Source organism: Nocardia sp. GTS18 (assembly GCF_013839555.1).
Classification (GTDB): domain Bacteria; phylum Actinomycetota; class Actinomycetes; order Mycobacteriales; family Mycobacteriaceae; genus Nocardia; species Nocardia rosealba.
Map to the genome: position 1 here is coordinate 302,222 of NZ_JACBIU010000001.1, position 17,428 is coordinate 319,649.

General features: G+C 68.2%; 16 protein-coding genes. 9 read left to right on the plus strand and 7 right to left on the minus strand.

Annotated elements, in window-relative coordinates:
• Positions 1-35: 35 nt before the first annotated feature.
• Entirely contained in the window at positions 36-1,256 is a 1,221-nt protein-coding gene (locus tag HYG95_RS01480) for a cytochrome P450 (RefSeq protein ID WP_181696201.1), read from the minus strand.
• A 321-nt stretch (positions 1,257-1,577) separates the two neighbouring features.
• Between HYG95_RS01480 and HYG95_RS01485 the strand changes: the two genes are divergently transcribed.
• The 4 genes from HYG95_RS01485 to HYG95_RS01500 all read left to right on the plus strand — a co-directional run bounded on the left by HYG95_RS01485 (position 1,578) and on the right by HYG95_RS01500 (position 4,704).
• Positions 1,578-2,066 (plus strand): TetR/AcrR family transcriptional regulator, encoded by a 489-nt coding sequence (locus tag HYG95_RS01485; RefSeq protein WP_370465661.1) that lies wholly within the window; start codon positions 1,578-1,580, stop codon positions 2,064-2,066.
• A 112-nt stretch (positions 2,067-2,178) separates the two neighbouring features.
• Positions 2,179-2,460, plus strand: a complete 282-nt coding sequence (locus HYG95_RS01490) for a hypothetical protein (RefSeq protein WP_181696202.1) — start codon at positions 2,179-2,181, stop codon at positions 2,458-2,460.
• Positions 2,461-2,504: 44 nt separating this feature from the next.
• Positions 2,505-3,449: an RNA polymerase sigma-70 factor gene (locus HYG95_RS01495; RefSeq protein WP_181696203.1), complete on the plus strand. Its 945-nt coding sequence runs from the start codon at positions 2,505-2,507 to the stop codon at positions 3,447-3,449.
• An 82-nt stretch (positions 3,450-3,531) separates the two neighbouring features.
• A complete protein-coding gene (locus tag HYG95_RS01500) occupies positions 3,532-4,704 on the plus strand; it encodes an NAD(P)/FAD-dependent oxidoreductase (protein WP_181696204.1) in 1,173 nt (390 codons plus the stop codon).
• 40 nt (positions 4,705-4,744) lie between these two features.
• Here the strand turns inward: HYG95_RS01500 and HYG95_RS01505 are convergent, their stop codons facing one another.
• The gene (locus HYG95_RS01505) at positions 4,745-6,121 is read right to left on the minus strand and encodes an FAD-binding oxidoreductase (protein WP_181696205.1); all 1,377 of its coding nucleotides are present in this window, start codon (positions 6,119-6,121) and stop codon (positions 4,745-4,747) included.
• A gap of 32 nt (positions 6,122-6,153) precedes the next feature.
• Positions 6,154-6,516, minus strand: a complete 363-nt coding sequence (locus HYG95_RS01510) for a hypothetical protein (RefSeq protein ID WP_067487616.1) — start codon at positions 6,514-6,516, stop codon at positions 6,154-6,156.
• Between the two features lie 143 nt (positions 6,517-6,659).
• Between HYG95_RS01510 and HYG95_RS25075 the strand changes: the two genes are divergently transcribed.
• Complete coding sequence (locus tag HYG95_RS25075) at positions 6,660-9,542, plus strand: helix-turn-helix transcriptional regulator (RefSeq protein ID WP_181696206.1); 2,883 nt, start codon at positions 6,660-6,662, stop codon at positions 9,540-9,542.
• On the opposite strand, the gene HYG95_RS01520 is transcribed toward HYG95_RS25075, so the two are convergent.
• A complete protein-coding gene (locus tag HYG95_RS01520) occupies positions 9,539-9,835 on the minus strand; it encodes a DUF4242 domain-containing protein (RefSeq protein ID WP_181696207.1) in 297 nt (98 codons plus the stop codon). The two genes, HYG95_RS25075 and HYG95_RS01520, sit on opposite strands and share 4 nt — an antisense overlap.
• Positions 9,836-9,976: 141 nt before the next feature.
• Between HYG95_RS01520 and HYG95_RS01525 the strand changes: the two genes are divergently transcribed.
• Both HYG95_RS01525 and HYG95_RS01530 read left to right on the plus strand, forming a co-directional pair.
• Positions 9,977-10,492 (plus strand): OsmC family protein, encoded by a 516-nt coding sequence (locus tag HYG95_RS01525; protein WP_181696208.1) that lies wholly within the window; start codon positions 9,977-9,979, stop codon positions 10,490-10,492.
• Positions 10,489-11,661 (plus strand): hypothetical protein, encoded by a 1,173-nt coding sequence (locus tag HYG95_RS01530; RefSeq protein WP_181696209.1) that lies wholly within the window; start codon positions 10,489-10,491, stop codon positions 11,659-11,661. Before HYG95_RS01525 ends, HYG95_RS01530 begins: the two co-directional genes overlap by 4 nt.
• Positions 11,662-11,770: 109 nt before the next feature.
• Here HYG95_RS01530 and HYG95_RS24625 read toward each other — a convergent pair whose 3' ends face one another.
• Positions 11,771-12,652 carry a DUF5994 family protein gene (locus HYG95_RS24625; protein WP_255494924.1) on the minus strand — a complete coding sequence of 294 codons (882 nt, stop codon included), beginning with the start codon at positions 12,650-12,652 and terminating at the stop codon, positions 11,771-11,773.
• 187 nt (positions 12,653-12,839) lie between these two features.
• Here HYG95_RS24625 and HYG95_RS01540 point away from each other — a divergent pair, with 187 nt between their 5' ends.
• A complete protein-coding gene (locus tag HYG95_RS01540; RefSeq protein WP_370465662.1) occupies positions 12,840-13,487 on the plus strand; it encodes a TetR/AcrR family transcriptional regulator C-terminal domain-containing protein in 648 nt (215 codons plus the stop codon).
• On the opposite strand, the gene HYG95_RS01545 is transcribed toward HYG95_RS01540, so the two are convergent.
• A complete protein-coding gene (locus HYG95_RS01545) occupies positions 13,472-13,849 on the minus strand; it encodes a DUF5994 family protein (RefSeq protein WP_181696210.1) in 378 nt (125 codons plus the stop codon). The genes HYG95_RS01540 and HYG95_RS01545 overlap by 16 nt on opposite strands.
• Before the next feature lie 134 nt (positions 13,850-13,983).
• Here HYG95_RS01545 and HYG95_RS01550 point away from each other — a divergent pair, with 134 nt between their 5' ends.
• Positions 13,984-15,288, plus strand: coding sequence for an acyl-CoA desaturase (locus tag HYG95_RS01550; protein WP_181696211.1), 1,305 nt, complete (start codon positions 13,984-13,986; stop codon positions 15,286-15,288).
• Here the strand turns inward: HYG95_RS01550 and HYG95_RS01555 are convergent.
• Positions 15,183-17,417: an acyl-CoA dehydrogenase gene (locus HYG95_RS01555; RefSeq protein ID WP_181696212.1), complete on the minus strand. Its 2,235-nt coding sequence runs from the start codon at positions 17,415-17,417 to the stop codon at positions 15,183-15,185. The two genes, HYG95_RS01550 and HYG95_RS01555, sit on opposite strands and share 106 nt — an antisense overlap.
• Positions 17,418-17,428 lie beyond the last annotated feature (11 nt).

Sequence of the window (17,428 nt, forward strand, 5' to 3'; positions counted from 1 at the left end):
AGGCCACCGGATCTCCATTGCGACGCGTTGGCGAGTCAGCGGATGCGTAGCGGCAAGGTGTGGTGGCGGCGTACGAAAATGCTTGGTACCCATCGTGGTTGGTCGCCCTCTATGAGGGTGAAGTTGTCGCTGCGTTCGAGCAGCGTGGTGATCGCGACCCTGGCCTCCGTTCGAGCCAGTGCCGATCCGAGGCAGAAGTGGGCGCCTTTGCCGAAGGCGAGATGACCGGTCAGGCCTTTCCGATCGATGTCCACTTCGTCCGGGGCCGGGAACCGCGCGGGGTCGCGATTGGCGGCGCCCCAGAGCAACAGCAGATGGCTGCCCTCGGGCAACTCGACATCGCCGAGGGTCGTCGAGGTGGTGACGTGCCGGTGGTGGCCGCGGAACGGGGACTCGAGCCGCAGAACCTCCTCGAGAAACGGGGCGACGAGGTCGGGCTGCGCTCGTAAGTGCTCCTGGAGATGCGGGCGGGTGGCCAAGATTCTGGCCGCACTGGCGATCAGACCTGCGGTGGACTCTCCCCCGGCTCCGACCAGTTGCACCAAGACCAGGACGGCGACTTCCTCGGAGATCTCGCCGGTGGTGCAGGCGTGGGCCAAGACCCCGAGTAGGTCGTCGCCGGGATCTTGTCGGGCACGTTGCAGTTGGTGGTGCAGGTACTGAGCGAGTTCTGCCGCCGACGCGAACAGCCTGCCCAGTTGCCCTTCGCCGACCACACCGCCCAGCATCTCGGTGCTGTCGTAAGCCCAGACGAGCAGCTGCGGCACGTCCTGTTCGGGCAGTCCGATCAGGTGCGCGACCATTGCCAGCGGCAAACGATCAGCCATCTCGCCGGCCCAGTCGATCCGGCCGTCACGCATTCCGTCGGACCACAAACGGTCGACCAGCTCGCCGACGGCGGGGCCGAGGGTCCGGATCCGCTTACCGAGGACCGGCAACACCAGCTTGCGGTGAGCCAGATGAGTCGGGTCGTCGGCGGTCGCCAGGACGTGCACCGCTTGTCCACCGCCGTCCAGGTCGAAAGTCGTCGGCGGACCCGCGGGTTGCTGGACAAGAACCGCCGTCAGATTCGACGAGAAGTCCTCGGTGCGCCGTACGGCTTCGGTCACCAGCTCCCACGTCGAAACGAGGTAGAAGTCGGTGCCGGGTACCCGATGAACCGGTGCGGTCTCACGCAACGATCGGTAGAGGCGGTACGGATTCTCGAGGTGAGCCGAATCGAAGATGTCGATCTCGTCCAGCGGTATGACGCTCATCAGCTACTCCCAGACCATCGGTAGAACGTGTTTCAGTAGCACCACCGTCCATGTCCGAAACAGGGGTGTCAAGATCACGTGGAGAATTGCGATTCAACGCCTTTACCTGCGGTTTCATCTGTCTCAACGCCGACGAGGCTCAGGCCATCGAAGCTGGTCGGCGGCCCTTTCGCGCACGGCGATGATAGACACAAACGCAATTCTGTCTCACTATGAGATCTCACGCAGGCCCGTTCCAACTGCTGGAGGCACCCCATCACAGATCATGATCGAGCCGATTGGCTCGCCGGTGGGCGTCGTCGCGACATCGCCGCCGAACGAATCCACGCCGCGGCAACCGCACTCATTCTCGAACGAGGCATCGAGGCGGTGAACGTCGACGAGGTCGCCGCGCGCGCGGGCTGCTCGAGAGCGACGCTGTACCGGCATGTCGGCGGGAAATCGGCCATCGTCGACGGTGTGATCGCGCGTGCCGCGTCCGTGGTCGCGGAGGAAGTCGCCCTCGCCGTCGAACCCTTCGACGGGTCGCGTCGCGTCGTAGAGGCGATCCTGGCATCGGTCGACGCGGTCCGCACGAATCCGGTACTGGCCCAGTGGTATGCGCGATCCCGCGCCACCCGCGCGGACAGCTATCTCGCGGCTTCACCGCAACTCGGCAGATTCGCGACCGCACTCACCGGTGTCGCCCCCGACGACGCGGCGGCGCGATGGATCGTTCGAGTCGTGATGTCGCTGCTCACCTGGCCACTGGACGATCCGGCCGAAGAGCGGCTGCTCGTCGAGCGCTACGTCGAACCAGGCCTTCGCTGAGACCGCGCGGACGTGCCCCTCACCGCATTGCGAGAATTTCCGCGTCACCGTCATACACTGCCGGAATACCGCATTTCCGCAAGCGTGTCCCCACTAGTTATGGAGGGTTTTCATGCGTGCTGTTTCCGTTATCGCGACAATGCTTGGATCCGCCGCCTTATCGCTGGCCCTGGCGGTCGCACCAGCCGAAGCAGAATCCAGCCCCGTAGGCACCGACGCGCTGGTGTCCTTCGAATTCGGACCGGGAAATACCCGCACCGAATGTCACGGCGGCCGGTTCCCTTGTGAACCGACAGAATTCAAATGCGACAACGATCGGTGCGTTCAGAAACAATGGCTGTGCGATGGCGACGACGACTGCGGCGACGGGACCGATGAACGCAACTGCCAGTAGCGCCCGAGTTCGCGAACCGGTCCGGGAACCACTAGCTTCGACCCATGTCGGTTGGTACGCGCGAGCTCGCGGAGTTCGAGAACTCACGGGCGCGTTTAGAGGCGATCGCGTATCGCCTGTTGGGCTCGGCGAGCGATGCCGAGGACGCGGTGCAGGACACCTTCGTGCGCTGGCACGCCGCCGACCACGCATTCGTCGAGACGCCCGCCGCCTGGCTCACGAAGGTGCTCACCAATATCTGCCTCAACCAGCTCACGTCGGCGCGGGTTCGGCGGGAGGCGTATGTGGGCCAGTGGTTACCCGAGCCGGTCTTCGCCACCGACCCGATCACGGGCCCGGCCGACACCGTCGAGCAGCGCGAATCGGTGTCGATGGCCGTACTCACCCTGATGGAACGGCTCTCGCCGAGGGAACGCGCCGTGTACGTGTTGCGCGAGGCATTCGGCTACGCGCACAACGAGATCGCCGACATCCTCGATATCACCGAGGCCAACTGCTACCAGATCTACCGGCGCGCCAAACAGCATGTGACCGACGACCGGACGCGCGTGCACGTCGACGAGGCGGCCGCGCGCAAGGTGGTCGAGGAATTCCTGGCCGCCACACTGAGCGGCAACACCGACTCGCTCATCCGGTTGCTGACCGACGACGCGATCAGCGCGGGCGACGGTGGTGGTGTGGTTCCGTCGCTGGACCGGCCGATCACCGGCTCGCTGCAGGTGGCGCGGTTCCTGCGTCGCCTGTTCGTGCCGAACGAACACAAGTGGGCGATGATCGGCGGCCGCGCCGACCTGTTCGCCGCCGTCGCCAATGGTGTTCCCGCGCTGGTGATCGTGGCCGCCGACCGCGTCGTCGCCCTCATCACCTTCGACGTGACGACCGAGGGGATCGTGGCCGTGCACACCCAGGCCAACCCGGCCAAGCTCGAGCGGGCAACCTGGCACTGGGCGACGAATCAGCACGCCGACCCACTCCTCACGGGCTGGTGATCTAGCTCACATTCCAGTGCTGTCAGGTTTCGCATCGCTGTCCGGTTCAGGAAGCGAACACCACCCAGACAGGAGTGAGACCATGAAGCATCGCATCGTCGTTCTCGGCGCCGGTTACGCCGGAGCCAACGCCGCCGGACGTCTGGCCAAGCGGCTGCACCCGGCCGACGTCGACATCACCGTCGTCAATGCCGACCCGGAGTTCGTCGAACGGGTCCGTATGCACCAGCTCGCGGCCGGACAGGACCTGAAGAGCCGCCCGCTGACCGAGGTCTTCGCGGGTACCGGGGTGAGCGTGCGGCTGGGGCGGGTCACCGCCATCGATGTCGACCACAAGACGGTATCCGTCGATGACAGCAACGAGATCGCTTACGACACACTGGTTTACGCCCTGGGCAGCACTGCCGCTTCCGGTGCGCCGGGTGTGGCCGAGCACGCGTACGACATCGCGGGCAAGCAGTCCGCGCTCCGCACGCGTGCGCGGCTGGCGAGCCTGGGCGCCGGTGCGACCGTGCTGGTCGTCGGCGGTGGTCTCACCGGCATCGAAGCGGCCACCGAGATCGCCGAAGCCCGACCGGATCTCGGCGTCGTGCTCGTGGCGCGCGGTGGCCTGGGCGACTGGCTGAGCGACAAAGCGCGTCGACACCTGCGCGCCGCGTTCGACCGGCTCGGCATCACGGTGCGTGAGCACACCGATATCGCCCGCGTGCTGGAAACCGGTGCAGTCACCGGTGACGGTGCGGTCATCCAGGCCGAGATGACGGTGTGGACAGCAGGTTTCGCGGTCCATCCGATCCCCACGGCCACCACCTTGACCGTGTCGGACACCGGTCGGATCGTCGTCGACGAGACGATGCGCTCGATCTCGCATCCCGACGTCTATGCCATCGGTGATGCCGCACTCGCCCCCGGCGCGGGCGGTGACCCGCTGCGTATGTCCTGCGCTTCCGGTGTCCCCACGGCGTACCAGGCGGCCGACGCCATCGCCGCCCGCCTGACCGGACGCCCGGTGCCGCGCAACGAAATCGGCTACACCGGCCAGTGCGTGAGCCTCGGCCGCCGCGACGCCCTCGTGCAGTGGGTCACCCCCGACGACCAGCCCAAGTCCTCCGCGCTCACCGGACGACCGGCCGCGCGCCTCAAGGAGTTCATCTGCAAGAGCGCGGCCTGGAGCGTTTCGCACCCGACCACGATGATGCCGTCGCGCAGACGACGCATCACCGCGACCTCGCCGGACTCCGCGCGCACGGCCTGATGCGCCGCGCCTCGTCCCATCGGGCCGTGCATTCGTGGTCCTACTTCGCCGGTGCGATGTTCTGATTGAGATGGAACAGGTTGGCCGGGTCGTAGGCCTTCTTGATCGCCGCCAAGCGGTCGTAGTTGGGCCCGTAGTTGGCGCGGATGCGGCCCTGGTCGTCGGAGGCCATGAAATTGATGTAGCCACCGTCGGCGGTATGCGGTTCGAGCGCGGCGTGGTAGTCGCGCACCCACTCGATATTGGCTTCGTTGTCGGCCGCATCCGGCCACATGCCCGCGATGACCGGGGCGAAGTTCGCGGTCCGGTAGGCGAACGCGGTGTCCTCCGCCGCGACGTCGTGGACGGCGCCGTCGATCGGGTACAGGTGCATGGTGGACTGCATGGCGGGCACCCGTGGACCGAACTCCAGGTGCGTGGCGAGAGCGCCGTCGGTGAGTTCGGGTTGGAAGGCCGCCTTCCAGTAGTGCTGCAACCCGGCGGGGAGCAGCGCGTCGAACGCGCCGTTGAGGGTCGGGTAGGGCATGCGGCCCACGTGCTCGGCGACCGGTGCCGCGACCGCGCGCAGGTCCGCGAGCAGTGCCTCGGCCTCCTCGTCGCTGCCGTTGAAGCACGACACCAGGAGCACGAAGGGCTCACCGACCCGGTCTTCGGGGATGAACGGTAGCGGCGGGGCGATCTGGAAGGCGGGGAAGGCGCCCATCGCGCGCGGTGCCGCGGCGATCCAGTCGCGGTAGGTCCGCAACAGTTGTTCGGCTTCTTCGAGCTCGAAGAACATGGGTCCGCCGTAGATGGTGTCCACCGGGTGCAGGTCGAACTCCATCTCGGTCACCACACCGAAGTTGCCGCCGCCACCGCGCAACGCCCAGAACAGATCGGGATGCTCGGTCACGTTCGCGGTGACGAAAGTGCCGTCGGCCAGGACGACGTCGGCGGATCGCAGGTTGTCGATCGAGAGCCCGTAGGCACGGGCGAGGTAGCCGATGCCACCGCCGAGCGTCAGGCCGGCCACACCGGTGGTCGAGATGATGCCGCCGGTGGTGGCGAGGCCGAAAGTGTGTGCGGCGTGGTCGAAGTCGCCCCAGGTGCAGCCTGCCTGGACCCGGGCGATCCGCTTGTCGGGATCGATGCGAATGCCCTTCATCGCGCTGAGGTCCAAGACGATGCCGTCGTCGACGGTGCCGAAACCGGGCACGCTGTGCCCGCCCGCGCGCACAGCGAGGTCGAGCCCGCTCGCCCGGGCGGTGTCGATGGTGACGCGCACGTCGGCGACGTCGACCGCGCCGACGATCGCGAAAGGTTTGCGGTCGATCATCCCGTTGTAGACCGAACGGGCCTGGTCGTAGCCGGGTGACTGCGCGGTGATCACCTCGCCGCGGACCGCTTCGAGCATGGTCAGTGCTGGTGTGCCGTTCATTTCTGCTCCCTGAGGGTCGGCCGGTGCGGCGATCAGCCGAACAGGCGCAGGACGTGGTCGTGGAACTGACGCATCTGCGCCACCGGGCCGACTTCGAGGAAGACGGCTCCCCCGGCGGAAGTGGCGGTGTGCCCGGCAGGCCAGTGGTAGACCTCCCCCGCGGCAGCGGTCTCCACCGTGCCGTCGGCGTGCTCGAGCCGCAACGATCCTTCCAGCACGATTCCCCAGTGTGGGCTGGGGCAACGGTCGTCGGGGAGGCCCTGCAGGACCGGTCCGAAGTCGGTTTCGGGCGGCACGCTGGCGTACCGGACCGCCATGTCGCCCCACTCGATGTACCGGGTGGTCAACTCGCCCTGGGCGACCTCGATGGGCAGGTCTTCGATCCTCGTCGCCATGATGTGCTCCTCGGTCGGCGTTACCTGTGACGCTACGGAGAACCGGTGCCGCGCACCTGACCTGATCTGACCGAATCGGCGCGGGCGCGAGGGGGTCGGATCGGACTATCTCGATGGGCGTCGAATCCGGCTAAGGTCGAAGAGTGACCGAATCGGCGTCGCCGAGCAGCGGTACGGCCTTTGTCGGTCGCGGCGCGGAGGTCGCGCGGCTCGAGGCCGTGTGGGCGGCGGTCGAGAGTGATCGGCGGCAGGTCGTCTTCGTCGGCGGCGAGCCGGGCGTCGGCAAGACCCGGTTGGTGAGTGAGGCGGCCACCGCGTTGCGCGCGCAGGGCGCCACCGTGCTGTGGGGCGCGTGCCGCGAAGACCTCGACATCCCGTACCGGCCCTTCGTCGCGATTCTCGAGCAGGCGATCGAGCAGGCCCCACCGGAAGCCCTTCGCGCTATCGCGCCCACCGCGGCCGCCCCGCTGCTGCGGCTCACCACGAGCGTGTCGCGGTATTGGCCGTCGGCGCAACCGAATCCGGGTGACCGGGACTCGCGACCCGCCCTCTTCGACGCCCTCATGCGGGTCTTGCTGGCGGCCGCCGAGCGCTGCCCGCTGGTGCTCGTTCTCGAGGATCTGCACTGGGCATCGGAACCGACGTTGGCGATGCTGTCTCATCTGGTCGAGTCCACTGCCGGTGAGCGGTTGCTCGTGCTGGCGACCTTGCGGACGACCGCACCGGACCGTACGGACGCGGTGAGCTTCGCCCTCGCCGATCTGCATCGTCTCGACGGTGTCGCCCGGATCGACCTCGCCGGGCTCAGCACCGAGGAGGTGGCCGAGTACCTCGTCCGGGCGGCCGGGGTGTCGCGGGGCTCGGCGCTCTCGGCCGCGCCGGTACTGCGCGACCACACCGGCGGGAATCCGTTCTTCCTCCAGGAGTACTGGCACGACCTGGCGACCCGCGGCGGCTTGACCGCGGTACGTTCCGCTGTCGCCGCACCGCGATCGGTCCAGGATGCGCTGGCCCGTCGGCTGGCGGCCTTCGATGTGGACCACGCGCGGGTGATCGAACTGGCGGCGGTCGCCGGTGATGTCGTCGATCCAGAGATCCTGACCGACGGACTCGACTCGAACCAGGTCCTCGCGGGCATCGACTTCGGTGTGCGTGCCGGACTTCTCGTCGCGGGGACCGCCGACGGCGAGTATCGCTTCGCGCACGCCCTCGCTCGCCAGGCCGTGCTCGACCGGATGTCGGCGGGCGATCTGGCGGCCGCGCATGCCCGGGTCGCGCTCGCCCTCGAGCAGCGCGACCCCACCCGGGTCGCCGCACTGGCTCATCACTATTTCCGGGCCCGTGCCCTCGGATACGCGGACAAGGCGGTGCACTACCTGGTGCTCGCGGCCCGCCAGGCCGAGCGTGGCATCGCCCATCGCGAGGCGGCGTCGCTGTACGAGCGCGCCGCGCAGGCGCATGCCGCACACGGCCCGACCAGGGTCGAGCTTCTCTCGGCGGCGGCGCGCTGTCACCTGCACGGTGGCGACTTCGACACCGCCCGTCGGCTCTACGAGGAGCTGGCCACGGACGGGGATCCGCGCGTCCGGCTGGCCGCCGCGATCGGGCACGAGAACGCGTCGTGGCGGCCCTCCGCGAGTGGTCAGCGCTCGCTGGCGCTGCTGAGCGAAGCTCTGGGCGCCGCCGCCTTGAACCCTGACGACCCACTGTCGGTGCGCGCTCGCGCGAGCATGGGGCGTGCCGCGTCGTTCACCGGCGACTCCCGGCAGGCTCGCCGGATCGGTGAGGATGCGTTGGCGCGGGCCAGGGTCATCGGTGATCCGGAGCTGCTCGCGCACGCCCTGTGCACGACGCTGTGGCAGGGTATGCGCCCGGACCTGGCACCCGAACTGCTGGCACGGGCGATCGAGCTCAACGACATCGGGGCGCGCCTCGGTGACGACGACTACCGGGGACCCGCCGCCTTCCACCGCGCGGTGTTCGCCTACCTGCTCGGCGACGCGGTGGCCTGGAGCAGCGCCCAGCGCGACCTGACCGAGTTGGCGCTGGCTCGGGGTCAGCCGTTCTTCCGGTATGTCGCCGGATGTTCGCGGTGCGCGCACCGGTTCGCCGTCGGCGACTTCGCGGGTACCGAGCGGATCATCGACTGGCTCGACGACCAGTTCGCCCAGGAGTTCGGCGGCGCCACCGAGGGCTCATGGGGTGTGCAGCAGTTCATGCTCCGGCGGGTCACCGGTGGGCTGGAGCAGGTTCGTCCGCTCGTGTCCGGCGATGAGAGCTTCGACGACCACTGGTTGCCGGGACTCTTGGCGTTGTACACCGAACTGGAGATGTGGCAGCCGGCCGCGCGCCTGCTGACTCACCTCTGCGAACGACTCGCCGATCACCGTTTCGGCGCCCAATGGGCGGGCGTGCTGGCTTTCGCCACCGAGGCGGCGGTCCGGCTCGACGACACCGAGGTGGCGGCGACCCTGCGCCCGTTGATGGCCGAGTACGCCGGCGCCAATCTGATGGCCGGTGCGAGCGTGGCGGTATTCGGCAGTGCGGATCGCTATCTCGCCGAACTGGACTCGGTGCTCGGTGCAGGCGGTGCGGACATGCACTTCGAGCGAGCTCTCGCGATGGACCGCCGGATGGGAGCGGTGACTCACCAGGCCGAGACATTGGCGGCTTGGTATCGGCACCGGCTGCGTCGTCCCGCCGCCGTGCCCGGACCTACCGCCGCCGACCTCGCCACCGAGGCACGCGCACTGGCACGGCGGATCGGACACCGCCGCATTCTGCGGGATCTGGAGGCGGACCCGGCGCCGCGCCGCGAGCATTTGACGCTGCCGAACGGGCTGACCGATCGCGAGGTCGATGTGCTCCGCCTGGTCGCCGACGGACTGTCCAATCGCGAGATCGGCGAGCGGTTGTTCATCAGCGCCAACACCGCCGCCAACCATGTACGCAGCATCCTGATCAAGACGGCCGCGCCCAATCGGACCAGGGCCGCCATCTTCGCCACCGAGCACGGCCTGCTCTAGCCGGAAGCAAGCCCGTCTGCGGTGGACAGCGGAGCGAAGGCTCCGTCCGGGGTTATGGTTCCGGACAGTTCCATGATGGCGTCGGCGGGGATTCCGGCCCTGACTGCGGCGGCGCGGATCGCATCGACGTTGTCGGCCTCGTAGAGGCAGAACGTCTTGCGTTTGTCCAGCGACAGAAACGAACTGAGCCAGCGCACCCCGAACTCGTCGTTGATCCGGTTGATCTCCGCGGCGGTCTCCGGGGCCACCTCGAGCTGTTCGGCGAATTGCCGCTCCACCATGAATATCGGCATCGGATGCCCCTTGGTTGTGCTCGAGCGCGGCCCACACGGTACACCGGTCCGAACGGCGGTCCCCGGTCTTCACGGTACTCGCTGCTCGACGATCCGCGCAGCCTGCAGAGCCCCGCCGTCGCAGCGGACTACGCTCGACAGATGACTACGGCGGCGCAGTTGAAAGCCCTGCAAGCTGCGGTGAAACAGCGCTACCGGGACGACCGGGCCGCTGCAGTCACGCCCCTGTGTGCGGCGGGTTCGTTCGCCGACCCCGGCATCACCTGCACCGTGCGGACATTCGCGGGGCCCGTGCGCGCCGGGCTGCATCCGGCGACCGGTGGTGGCGGTTCGGATGCCTGCTCCGGCGACATGCTGCTCGAGGCGTTGGCCGCCTGCGCCGGGGTGACCTGCCGCAGCGTCGCCACCGCCATGGCGCTGCCCATCACCGGCGCCGAAGTGGAGGCGACCGGGTCGTTCGACGCCGCCGGCACCCTCGGTATCGACCGGACCGCCGAAGTCGGGGTATCGCCGATCACGGTGACGATCACCGTCACGACCTCGGCCGACGTCGACGCTGCCGCATTGGCGAAACTCGCCGAACTCACCGAGCGATACTGCGTGGTCGGCCGGAGCCTCGTGCACCCGCCGGTGATCCGGGTGGTGGCAAGCCGATGAGCTCGTCACCGGGGTCATGGGCCGACGGCACCCGGCTCTACGAGTTCGTCGAGAAGTACGCGAGCATGGGTGACCATCGCGTCGGCACCGACGTCGACCACGACACCAACGCATTGTTCGCCGACGAGCTGACCAGCCTGGGCGCGAGCATCGAATACCAGCGATTCACGTTCGACCGTTACGTCGCGAAAACCCAGGTGACCATCGACGGAGAGCCGGTCGAGTCGGACGCGCTGTACTACCAGAGCGTCGGCGTGCGCGAGACCGACTCCCCGTATACGGCCGCCGTGCACGCCACCGAGGGCGACCGCACTTCCGCCGACCTCGACGCCGCGATCACGGCTGCGGAGAATGCGGGTGCGGCTGCCGCGGTGATCGCGACTCTCAACCCGCTGGGTCAGCTCGTGATGCCCAACCGGTATCCCACCGTCGTCGGCCGGATGCCGGTGGTCCTGGTACCCGGCCGGGTAGCCGACGACCTCGCCGCGAAATCGGTCCACCTCCGCTTCTCGGCCGAGACAGTCGCGGGCTCGAGCACGAACGTGATCGCCACCTTCGCCGCGGCCAACGCCGACGCCGCGCCCCTCCTGCTCGCGACACCGCTCAGTGGCTGGTTCGGATGCGCGGCCGAACGCGCGACCGGCATCGCCGTCGCGTTCGCTCTCGCGGAGCGCTTCGCCGGACGGCACCCGGTGGTCGTCGTCGGAGCGCCCGGACACGAGATCCTGCACCACATCGGTTTGCAGCACTACCTGCGCACCTTCGACATGGATCCCGCGCTGATCGTGCATCTGGGCGCCAATGTCGCACTGGGAGTGCGGAAAGCACCCGAGACACCCCTCGAACTCGCACCACCGGTGACCGGCCCGCACCACCTCCCGACCGTCGGGCGTTCGCTGTTCGTCAGGATGGACGAAAGCCGTTACGGCCCGGTGGAAAAGGCCCTCGCCACGGCCGGGCTGGCACCGATCCTCAACCCGCCGAAGTGGTTCGGCGAAGGCGAACTGTGGGCTGATGTGAGCCCCGCGCCGCTGATGTCGTTCGTCGGGATCACTCCCGCCTTCCACACCCCGGCCGATACACCGGACAACACCACCTCACCCGAAGCGCTCGCCACCGTTGCTCGCGCCGTCGGCACGGCCGTCGAAAACTACCTCGACCAGAGCTGATCTCGACCTGATTCCGAATCAGCCGTGCAGGTCGTCGTCGTGGGTCCGTACATCCGGCGAGCCTGGTACTCCCGACGCCGGCTCGTGACGGGTGTTCTCCGACGCCGAGTCAGCCGGTGGTCGGCGGATGGGGGCCGACTCGGCCGACGGCGTGCAGGAGCTGGGCGTTCGCCACGTCGATCGGGGTGTCCGCGGGGATCACCAGCAGGGTGAGGTGGACGCCGTTCGCGCCGGCGAGGTGCATGGTGTCGGGAAGCTGGCCGATGTCGGGGGCCCGCAGTTCGACACCGTCGGGGCGGTCGATGCGGCGCTGGTTGCGGCTGGTCACGTTCCAGTCGAAGCTGATTCGCGCCGTCCGGCCCAGGCGGGGCGTGAGGGCGCTGATCAGATCGTGGAGTTCGGCGGTGAGATTCTCCGTCCTCGGCCACCAGGCGCCGTCGAACAGCTCGGCATGACTTTCGGTGCCGCGCAACAGGAGTCGCGGCGTCCGGGTCGGTTCTCCGAACGGTTGCCGATCGTTGTCCGCAGTGTCTGTCGTCTGGGGATCGAGGGCGGGGGGCGGGCTGTCCTCGGGGTCGGCTTCGGCCGCGGCCATCAGGGATTCGTGGGCGATTCGGGCGTCGGTGCCGGAAGGGATCACCTGCAGCACCATCATGGCCGCGTCGCGCCCGAACACGTACATCGTGTTCCACAGCTCGAAGTGATAGGCATCGAGCCGGACGGTCTCCCCCGCGACGGTGATCCGAGAAGGTGCGGACGCCCAGCACGAGGGGTCGTACACGACGCGCCAGACCGGGCCCAGCCGTACCCCGAGCACGGCGAGCAAGTCGGGCAGTTCGGCCGACAGGTCGTCCGAGCGCGGCCACCAGGCGCCGTCGATGTAATGGTCGGCCGCAGAACGCGCCCGTATCCGCAGTCGCGGCGTATAGAGCGGGGGAACCTCGTGGCGGGCGGGTGCCGCGTCGGGATGACGACTTTCGCGAAGGCGCATGACGGTCCTTTCGGCCGGGATCCGAGGAATCGGTATCAGCTCCGGGGACCTGTACATCCTCCAGTAGACGCCTCGGGCAGCTTGCTTGTCAACGCTGTAGGTCTACACTGGCAACGAAACTGGATCAGACGGAGGTGGCCTCGTGGCCGAGGATTCGACAGATGGCGCCCGCCGTCCCGCCAACGCGGTGACCAGGGCGTCCGTGCTCACCGCGGCGCTGATGATCGTCGATCGCGACGGCGTCGACGCACTGTCGATGCGGCGGCTGGCCGAAGCGGTCGGCCGGGACCCGATGGTGATCTACCGTCACCTGCCCAACAAGGCCGCCGTGCTCGACGGCGTGGCCGAGATGGTGTTCGAACAGCTGGTGGTCGATGCCGACGATCCGGACTGGGCGGCACAGCTGCGCGCGGTGGCGCGCTCCTTCCGCGCGTTGTCGCTGGCCCACCCGAATGTCGTCCCGCTGCTGGTGACCCGGCCGCTGTCGACCCCGCTCGGCATGCGCCCGATCGCGGTGGTCCGGCCGCTCGAGAACATCCTGCGACTGCTCACCAACGCCGGGTTCTCCGGCGCCGACGCGCTGCACGTCTACCGCGCCCTGTTCGGATTCCTCTACGGTCACGTACTCAACGAGCTCCAAGAGGTGATCGAGCGGCCGGAGGAATCCGACGAGGTCCTGCGGCTCGGCTTGCATCGGCTGCCGATCACCGAGTTCCCCCTGGTGCGTGAGCTCGCACCGATACTGGCCGCCTACGACGGCGCGGCCGAACTCGAGCGAGGCCTGGATATCCTCCTCACCGGCCTCACCGCGACCCTGAGTCACCTCTCGGGCTGATCACTGTCCGGTTCGGCCCCACCCTCGGACTCCCAGCGTTGCTCGGCGGACTCGCCGTCGATGTCGGCCGGGACCACCCGCAGGTGTAACCAGTGGCCGTCGACGCCGAGCACATCGACCGTGTGCGGTCGCATGTAGTGGTAACCGTCCAAGCGCACCCGATGACCTCGATGATCGAAAGTCCGTGCGGCAGCGGGCCATTCGTCGATGTTGTAGCTCAGCCGATGCACCGGGCCGCGCTGGGGCTCGAGCCGCGCCAGCAGATCGGGCAGCTCGGCGGTCAGATCCGCACCGTGCGGCCACCAGGTCGTCGAGGCATCCGAATGCGGTCCGGGAACACGTCCGGCCGATGTTCGCGTCATGATCCGGCGCTCCTGTCCCGGCTCCCGCCGACTCCGTCACACAGCGGTCACTGTGTGCGTCTATACCGTTAGTCTACGCTGTAGACGTCTGCTGTAGATGGACGTAGAATCAGCGGTACGACCAGTGAGGAATCATGGCCATCACCGAAGTCGCGGTCTACGCGCACCTGAGCAGAGCCGATGTCGAAGCCCTCGGCGAGGAACTCGACACGATCCGGCGCGACATCGAGGAGCGGCGCGGCGCCCCCGACGCCGACTACATCCGGCGCACGATCGCCTTCCAGCGAATCCTCGACGCGAGTGCGCGACTGCTCCTGGCGGGCACCGGCTCACGACTGGGTTGGCTCGTCGGCACCTCGGCGCTGGCCGCGGCCAAGAGCATCGAGAACATGGAGATCGGCCACAATGTGTCGCACGGCCAATGGGATTGGATGAACGATCCCGAGATCCATTCCCGCACCTGGGAATGGGACATGGCCGGGGTGTCGTCACAGTGGCGCTACTCGCACAACTACCGCCATCACATGTTCACCAATGTGGTCGGGATGGACGACGACGTCGGATTCGGCGTCATCCGGGTGACCAGAGACCAGCAGTGGCGACCACGCCTGCTCCTGCAACCGCTGCAGAATTTGCTCCTGGCAGCCACTTTCGAATGGGGTATCGCCCTGCACGGGCTGTATTCCGAACGCGACCGCGCCGAGACCGCCACCGAGAAGACCGCGCACACCCGGGCGCTGGTCCGCAAGATCGGCAGGCAGACGGCCAAGGACTACGTGTTCTTCCCGATGTTGAGCGGACGGCGCTGGCGCCGCACCCTGACCGCGAGCATCGCCGCCAACGCGCTGCGCAATCTCTGGGCCTACGTCGTGATCTTCTGCGGCCACTTCCCCGACGGCGCCGAAAAGTTCACCCCGGAAGCGATCGAGCACGAGACGCACGGCGAGTGGTACCTGCGCCAGATGCTCGGCTCCGCCAACTTCGACGCCGGCCCGATCCTGGCCTTCCTCAGCGGCCATCTCTCCCACCAGATCGAGCACCACCTTTTCCCCGACCTGCCGAGCAACCGCTACGCCGAGATAGCAACTCGGGTCCGCGCACTCTGCGACAAATACGACCTGCCCTACACCACCGGCCCGCTGCCCCGGCAGTACCTGCTCACTCTGCGCACGATCAACAAACTGGCCCTGCCCGACACCTTCCTGCTGGCAACCACCGACGACGCACCCGAAACCGCATCCGAACGCAAGTTCGCCACCGCGGTCCCCGCCGAGCCGGGAACCATCCGGCGCGGGCTACGCACCGCACTACGCGCGGGAGCCCGGTCCGGTGATCACCGGGGCAATTTCAGCACTCGGCGGGCGATGATATCGAGCTGGATCTCGATGGTGCCGCCACCGAAGAGGATGGCGGGCAGGCCGAGGAAGTCGAAGGTGTAGGGCTGTTCGGGGTGGCCGACGGCGGCGCGCGGCCCGAGAACAGAGACCAGGGCACGCGTGGCATCGCGCTGAGCGATGGCGTGCCAGACCTTGCGAACGCTGTTGCCCGCGGTATCGCCGTCAGCGATACCGTTCGTCCCCGCTACGGCATTGCGCAGGTTGAGTGCGGCGACCGAGAGCTCGCGTGCGGCATTGCGGCCGAGGACACGCATCACGTCGTCGCGAGTGCCCGCGTGGTCACCGGAATCCAGCAGCCGGCGCACCAGAGCGCTCGAGCCGTGACCGAAGGTGGCCGAGCCCATGGCGAATCGTTCGTTGGACAGGGTGGTGACCGCGATCCGCCAACCGTCACCGGGATTCGCGACCACCTGACTGTCGGGCACGAAGACCTCGTCGAGGAAGACCTCGTTGAACTCCCAGATGCCCGTGGCCTGACGCAGCGGGCGGACGACGACACCATCGGAATCCATCGGAATCAGGAAGTACGTCAGGCCCGCGTGTTTGGCCGCCGTCGCATCGGTGCGAGCCAGGCAGACCGCCCAATCCGCTTCCTGTGCTTGGGAATTCCACACTTTCTGCCCGGTGATCACCCACCCGCCCGCGACCTTCCGCGCGGCGGTGGACAGCCCAGCCAAGTCCGAACCCGCTCCCGGCTCGGAGAACAGCTGACACCAGATGATCCGGCCGAGGAGGGTGTCGGTGACAAACCGCGCGCGCTGTTCGTCGTCACCGTGTTCGATCAGGGTGGGCAGCACCCATCCGCCGATTCCGAGCTCGGGTTGGGCGAGACCGCGGCGCGCGAATTCGTCGGCGATCACAGCCTGTTCGGCCGGACCGGCGCCGAGTCCGTACGGGGGTGGGTAGTGCGGGGCGACCAGGCCGTCGGCGGCCAGCCGCGTACGACGGGATCCGCCGCGCGCGGGAGCCCAACCCGCCGAGGGGATCTCGTCGTCGGGCAAGGCGACGACCTCGTCGAGCACGGCACCCACGGTCGAACGCAGGGCCGGCGAGGTCGTGGCGGTGACGAACGTGAAATCGCGCTCGGCGCGCAGGCACCGCTGTCCCAGCTCGCGCGCCGCCGCGTCCTCGCCGCCGATCACGGCAGCCAACGCGATCGCCCGCCGCCAGTACAGGTGGGCGTCGTGTTCCCAAGTGAAGCCGATGCCACCGAGCAGGCTCACACAATCCACCGCTTGATCGATCGCGGCGGGTAGGGCGGTCAGCGCGGCGCTCGCGGCGGCGAGAAGGCGCTGCTCGGTGGATTGGGACTCGGCGCGACCGGCGTCCCAGGTCGCCGCGGTCGTCACCTCGGCGCGGACCAGCATCAGTGCCGTCTTGTGCTGTACCGCTTGGAAACTGCCGATCGGGCGCCCGAATTGGTGCCGGACGCGAATGTAGTCGACGGTGGTGTCCAGCAGCCGGCGACAGATTCCGGTCGCCTCCGCCGCGGCAAGGGTGGTCGTCCACAGCTGGGCGAGGGCCGGGTCGATGCCGTCGAGCACGTTCGCGGGCTCAACCCGATAGGCGTCGAACGCGAGGCGCCCGAGGGAACGAGTCAGGTCGACGGCCTCGGCGGTGGTCACGTGGGCCGACGAGCCCGACGGAACCGTGTCGGCGGGGTCGAACCAGAACCACAGGATCGCGTCACCGTCGATATCGGCCCGCACCACCACCCGTTGGGCGCCGGGCAGACCGAGTGCCGGATCAGAGGTCCCCGAGACCACCCAGCCGTCTCCGTCGGGTTCGGCGCGAAGTCCTGCGCCGGTGACGACCGATCCGGTCATGCCCGCGCTGAACGCCGTCGACAGTGCCGGGGCGTCCGTCGCCGCCGTAGCGAGCGCGCTCGCGGTCACAGTCGGCAGGTACGGGCCGGGGAACAGGGCCGCGCCCAGTTGCTCGACCGCCACTACGAGGGTGGCCAGCCCGCACTCGTCGCCACCGTAGACAGCAGGCAGGTGCAGTGCGTGTAATCCCTGATCGCACAGGGCTGTCCAGGTGTCGGACGGTCCGGCGCCGGTCGAGTAGTCGGCGAGGTGTTCACGCGTCCGCGACAGCGGTGCGAGCTTGCGGGCGAAGGCGGCGACCGATTCCGCGAGTGCCTGCTGGTCGAGGTCTACGGCTAGGGACATCTGCGGCTCCT